The sequence below is a fragment of the Microcoleus sp. B5-D4 genome (assembly GCF_036705145.1).
Classification (GTDB): domain Bacteria; phylum Cyanobacteriota; class Cyanobacteriia; order Cyanobacteriales; family Microcoleaceae; genus Microcoleus.
Map to the genome: position 1 here is coordinate 1 of NZ_JAUBTV010000153.1, position 6817 is coordinate 6817.

2 protein-coding genes and 1 pseudogene are annotated in these 6817 nt (G+C 48.7%); all 3 read left to right on the top strand.

All coding sequences use genetic code 11. The annotated features are described in order from the left end of the window. Positions 1–314 precede the first annotated feature (314 nt). Entirely contained in the window at positions 315–449 is a 135-nt protein-coding gene (locus tag QUB10_RS33350) for a helix-turn-helix transcriptional regulator (RefSeq protein ID WP_333207392.1), read from the top strand. A 60-nt stretch (positions 450–509) separates the two neighbouring features. Beyond that, a complete protein-coding gene (locus QUB10_RS33355; protein WP_333207390.1) occupies positions 510–5348 on the top strand; it encodes a PAS domain S-box protein in 4839 nt (1612 codons plus the stop codon). Positions 5349–5543: 195 nt separating this feature from the next. Beyond that, positions 5544–6738 (top strand): annotated as a pseudogene (locus QUB10_RS33360) (RNA-guided endonuclease InsQ/TnpB family protein). The last annotated feature ends 79 nt before the right edge of the window (positions 6739–6817 follow it).

The window sequence follows — 6817 nt, forward strand, 5'->3', positions numbered from 1 at the left end:
TCTCTTGTTTCATCTGTAGAAAAAATTCTTAAAGAATTTGGAGATAATTATGTAATTAATTTTGCTTAACTACTTATTCGCATTGCCGTGAGTCGGTTAAAAAAGTTACGGAGAATTGCCAAACAGAAAGAAAAAACAATGACCCAGCTTGTAGAGGACTGGATTGATACACTTAAAGAGGAAAAGCCGTCAAGCGAAGGACGGGGCTTTAGACCCAGTTCTTTGGTAAAATATAAACAGCTTTATACCTGTTACTTCTGAGGGATCTCAAAAGAGAACGGCTGAGGGCGGAACAACCAGCGATCGGTAATTTGGTGCGAGAACAGCGGCAAGCGCTGCACCTGTCTCAGAAAAAGTTGGCGGATGAATTAGGGATGACCTTTGCCACGATTAATCGTTGGGAAAATGGACACGCTACGCCTTCTCGCTTGGCACTCAAGCAAATTTAGATATTGCTGGATGAGTAAGGCGATGCTAGCAAGATATTTTTCGGATAAGGAGTACAAACGGTGAGTTTAGAGGGAATCAACAGCATTTTCAGAGATATTCGACTACTTCCCTATGGTGTGGCGATCCTCTCCGTGGCTGTGGCACTGGCGCTAACCCGATCGCTTTTACCGTGGCTCTACCCAACAACGACGCCCCTGTTTTTCATCGCGGTGATGGTGAGTGCCTGGTATGGCAGTTTCGGGGCAGGGTTTCTGGCAACAATTTTATCCACGCTGGCAATCAACTATTTTTTTATTGAGCCGTTCTATTCCTTACAGATAGTTAATGTAGAAACAATTGTTCGGCTGGGTATGTTTTCGATCGCCGCAGGATTGAGCGCTTCACTCAATCTATCGTGGCGCACTGCTATAAAAAACGCGAAAGCAGCCTTGCAAACTTTACAGGAGGCAAGGTCGCTAGAACAGAAGGCCCAGCTTCGGGGCCAAGTAGCACAAACGGCGGCGACTGCGGCAAAAGAACAGCTAGAAACGGTACTTTCTACCATCAACGATGGGTTTTACATCCTCGATCGCGATTGGCGCTACACCTATGCCAACGATCGCTACTGTGAAATGGTTGGAATGCCGCTGTCAGCGATTCTGGGTCAGAACGTTTGGGAGCTATTTCCGGCTGCCGTTGACACCGATGCTTACGTGCAGTTTCATCGGGCAATGCGCGAACAAACGCCACTCCAGTTTGATTATCTCTACTCACCTTGGAAGGGTTGGCATGACCATCGAATTTACCCTTCGCCCAGTGGACTGACCGTTTTGCTTGCTGACATTACCGATCGCAAACAGACGGAACTCCTCCTCATCGAGCAGAAACGACTGCTGGAGTCGATCGCCTTCGGACAGCCACTAGACGACTGTCTGGCAGCCGTGTGTGACTCAGTATCCAGGCTGAATCCGGGTACCCGCGCCTGCTTCCTGCTAGCCGATGCTCAGCGGCTGACGTTTAAGAGATCCATTACTCCAGACTTTCCAGCGTCTTTTGGTGAAGGACTCCAAGATGCTCCGATTAACGATTTGTGCATTGGAACCTGCGGCGAAGCAGTGTATAGCGGTCAGCCCGTGACCTGCGCCGACATTGCCAACGACGATCGCTGGTCGCAAGCATGGCGAAATTTATGCGTGGCTCATGGCATTCTAGCCTGTCATTCTCAGCCCGTGTTCAGGCAGGACAATGTACCTATGGGGTCGCTGATGCTGTGCTTTAGCGAGGCGCGGATGCCCAGTGATTGGCAACATAAACTCGCCGAGTTCGGCATCCAAGTTGCCAGCATCGCCTTCGAGCGCGATCGATCGTTCCAGGCGTTGCGTGATAGCGAAGAACAACTCCGACTGGCTTCCGAAGGCGGCAATTTGGGTTTGTGGTATTGGGATATAGAAACTGACACCCTGAGTTTTACGGACATAGCCAAAGCGATGTTTGGTTTACCCGTCAATACCGCAATGTCGATGCAGGTGTTTTTAGAAGCCGTGCATCACGAGGATCGCCCATTCGTTCACAGCGTGATCACTGAGCTAAAAGCGAATCAACCGCATACTGAAATTGAGTATCGGACGCTGTGGGCAGATGGCACCGTTCGTTGGATTTTGGCTCATAGCGATTGCGCCTATAACGCTGAGGGCGTCATAATTTCGACGCGGGGCGTATTAATCGACATCAGTGATCGCAAACAAGCCGAAGAAGCCTTGCGTCAAAGCGAAGAGCAGAGTCGCAACATTCTAGAAAGTATTGATGATGGATTCTTTTCCCTTGATGAGAATTGGCGTTTCACTTACGTGAATCGGTCAGCGGAAATTCTGCTAGACCGCACTCCGGGCGCTCTGATTGGGAAGAATTTTTGGGAAGAATTCCCAGGACTCAATGGCAGCGAGTTTGAGCGGGTTCATCGGCGCGTGGCAAACGAGCGCGTGGCTTTTTCAGTCACGGCGTTTTATCCCGATCACGATCGGTGGTATGACGTTCGCACCTACCCTGCCGCGAACGGGATTACCATTTATTTCCGAAATGTCACCGATCAAAAACTGGCCGAGGAGGTATTGCAACAACGAGAAGCAGAACTTCGTTTAGTCACCAATGCCGTGCCTGCCTTGATTTCCTTTGTAGACTCAGACCAGCGCTATCGCTTCAACAATCGAGCATATGAAGAATGGTTTGGACATCCGGCAGCGGAAATCTATGGCAAGCACCTCCAAGAGGTTTTAGGCGAAACTGGCTATGAAGGGATTCGTCCTTATGTTGAGCAAGTCTTGGCAGGACAGGAAGTGACCTTTGAAACCCAAATTCCCTACAAAGATGGTCGAACCCGTTATGTCAATGCGACCTATGTTCCCCGCTTCAATAGCCAGGGAACAGTTGAAGGGTTTGTAGCACTGGTCAACGATATTACCGATCGCAAACAAGCCGAAGCCACACTACGGGAGAGTGAGGCACGGTTCCGCCTGATGGCAGATGCTGCCCCTGTGCTGATTTGGATGGCCCGCACCGATAAAATCTGTTATTACTTCAACCTCCCGTGGCTAAACTTTACGGGACGGACGATCGAGCAAGAAAGGGGCAATGGTTGGACAGAAGGAGTCCACCCCGACGACTTGGAGCGCTGTTTAGAAACGTATGTGACTGCCTTTGATGCCCGTCAACCGTTCAAGATGGACTATCGCTTGAAACGCTGTGATGGCATATACCGTTGGATTATGGATGAAGCTGTTCCTCGCTACGGATTGGACGGTGAGTTCTTGGGCTACATCGGCTCCTGTGTTGATATTGAAGACCACAAACAAGCTGAGGAAGCCCTGCGCGAGAGTGAATCCCGCCTCCGTCTGATCATTGAAAGCGCCAAAGATTATGCCATCTTCACCCTCGACCTTAACGGCATCATTGCCAGTTGGAACTCAGGGGCAGAAAGGTTGTTGGGCTATACCGAGACAGAAGCAATTGGTTGCTCGAGTCGGATGATCTTCACACCCGAAGATAACGAACAAGGACAAGCCGAGTACCAGAGGCAAACGGCTCTACTGCAAGGACGGGCCGAAGACGAACGCTGGCACGTCCACAAAGATGGGAATCGCTTTTGGGCCAGTGGATTGATGATGCCCCTGCTTAATGAAGCGGATTGTCCGCAGGGATTTGTCAAAATCATGCAGGACAAGACTGCACAACGGCAAGCAAGTGAGCGACTGCAATTGCTGTATGAAACTACCCGCGATCTGATGCAGACAGAACAGCCTCTGGCTTTGATGCACACGCTATTCCGCAAACTTGCAGTGCAACTGGATCTGCACTCTTACTACAACTTCATGGTGGAAGAAAAAGACAACCGCCCGATGCTGCATTTGAGAAACTATGATGGCATCTCTGAAGAAAGGGCGCAGGCGATCGCATGGATCGATTTAGGGGAATATCTCTGTGGATTTGTTGCCCAAACGCAGCACCAACTTGTCTTGAATCAAGCCGAACTCTCCACTCATCCGAATGCTAAAGCCGTCTCTGAACTGGGCATGACGGCTTACGTGGGTCAACCGTTAATCGCTCAAGGGCAGTTATTAGGAACGCTCTCATTTGCCAGTCTGACTCGGACGCACTTCACGCCTGCAGAAATCGAGCTGCTGGGATCTATCTGTGACCAGATCGCGATCGCTCTGGAACGGGCAAATCTGAACGATTCACTGCAGCAGCAAGCGGAACAGCTAAGACAGGCAAATCGGATCAAGGATGAGTTTTTAGCCGTACTATCCCATGAATTGCGATCGCCCCTCAATCCGATCCTGGGGTGGACAAAGCTGCTGCAAACTGGCAAGCTGGATGCGGCCAAAACTGCACAGGCGTTAGCGACGATCGAACGCAATGCCAAGCTGCAAACTGAATTGATTGAAGATTTGCTTGATGTCTCGAAAATTCTCCAAGGCAAGCTTAGTCTGAATATTCGTCCAGTCGATTTAGCTTTAACTGTGGAATCGGCGATCGAAACTGTCAATTTGGCGGCTGTTGCCAAATCCATTGATATTCGGACTGTGTTAGATCCTCAGATCGGACAAATTTTGGGGGATTCGGGCCGTTTGCAGCAGATTGTCTGGAATCTTGTTTCCAATGCGGTCAAATTCACCTCAGCCGGGGGGCGCGTTGAGGTGAATTTGACTCGTGTTGGCAATCAGGCTCAAATTACGGTGGCGGATACAGGGATTGGCATCGCACCGGAGTTTTTACCCTACGTGTTTGACTACTTCCGGCAAAAAGATGGCGCCACAACCCGCAAGTTTGGTGGCTTGGGGTTGGGGCTGGCGATCGTGCGGCATCTAGTGGAACTGCACGGCGGTACCGTTGGGGCCCAGAGCCAGGGTGAAGGGTTAGGGGCAACCTTTACTGTAAGACTGCCCCTATCACCGAAGGTAAGACAAGAAAACTCTCTTGCAAGACTTTCGGAACGATCGACTGCGGAGGAACCGTTATCCGGGATGCGGATACTTGTGGTAGATGATGAGCCGGATATGCGAGAGTTGATTTCCTTTTTGCTAGAAGATGCAGGTGCAGAGGTAGTAACTGTTGCTGGCGCTCAAGAAGCCCTCGCGGCGTTGGCTAGCTTGCAGCCAGATGTCCTGTTGAGCGACATTGGAATGCCGGGGATGGATGGCTATATGCTGTTGCGGCAAGTGCGAGCTCTGCCGCCAGACGGGGGTGGGCAGATTCCCGCGATCGCCCTGACTGCCTATGCGGGCGAGGTTAATCAACAGCAAGCTTTGCAAGCTGGATTTCACCGACATCTGGCAAAGCCGATCGAACCGGATCAATTAATTAAGACGATCGTCGCACTTCTTAGCCAGAACACTCATGATCCAGCAAGCGATAAAAATTGATCCGAAGGAGTTCAAACCGATCGAACATCACCAAGCTTTTAAGTTGCTGTGGTTAGGCCGCGATATTTGTATTACCAAAAAATTGGGTCTAAAGCCCCGTCCTTATAGGACGGCTTTAATTCATCAAACTATGAAGAATTGTTGAGTGTACAAATTTGCAAGTAAAAGTCTTTGTATAAGTGGTAAACTATTCCCATGATAGTATTAGAGTTTAATTTAAAGGGCAAAGCAGAGCAATATCTGATCATCGACGAGATGATCAGAACAGCTCAATTTGTCCGAAATAAAACTCTAAAGTATTGGACAGAAAATCAAGGAGTTAAGTTAGTAGAGCTGTACAAACAATGCGCCATCATGGCAAAAGAGTTTGAATGGGCTGGCAAGCTTAATTCGATGGCACGTCAGGCGATGGCCCAACGTGCCATTTTTGCTATCCAACGTTTTTTTGCTAATTGCAAAGCCAAGAAACCAGGGAAAAAGGGCTATCCAAAGTTCAAGAAACATACTCGATCTGTTGAGTATAAAACCTCGGGTTGGGAACTTTCTACAGACAAAAGATACTTGACACTCAAGGATGGTTTTGCTGCTGGAAAGTTCAAGTTAATCGGTAGTCGGGATTTTCATTTCTATGCGTCCGGTGAGATAAAACGAATCAGAATTGTACGTCGTGCCGATGGATATTACGCCCAATTCTGTATCAACGTGGAGCGGAAAGAGGAGCCTGTTCTTACTGGGAAAGCTATTGGGATAGACGTTGGACTAAACCATTTCTACACCGATAGCGATGGCGAAACGGTTGCCAACCCTCGTTACCTCCGAAAGAGTGAAAAAGCTTTGAAAAGATTGCAGAAGCGAGTTTCTCGAAAGAAAAAAGGTTCTAGCAATCGGAAAAAAGCAATTAATACGTTGGGAAGAAAACACCTGAAGGTCACGAGGCAGCGTAAAGACTTCGCCATAAAGACGGCGTTGTGCGCGGTAAAATCTAACGATTTTGTAGCCTACGAAGACCTTCAAGTACGGAACATGGTGAAAAACCATAAGCTTGCTAAGTCCATTAGTGATGTAGCTTGGTCACAAACTTGATCATTATTTGGAGTATTTTGGGAAAGTGTACGGGAAAACAATAAGTGCTGTAGCTCCTCAATACACATCGCAAGAGTGTTCAAATTGCGACAATCTAGTCAAGAAAACCCTGTCAACTCGAACCCATATTTGTGATTGCGGTACGGTATTAGATCGTGATCACAACGCTGCGAGAAACATTTTGGCAAAAGGCTTGAAACAGGTAGGAATCAATTTAAATACGGTGGGACACACCGAAATTAACGCTTGCGGACAGACCGATCTCTACTCTTTGATGGCAGCATCAATGAGCAAATCGACTGGCTGATTCAAGGTGCGATTCGTTTTGGAGAAACCTAGAAATGGGGGGATTCCAGGCTTCAGTAGAGTAACCCACTAGGGTAGAG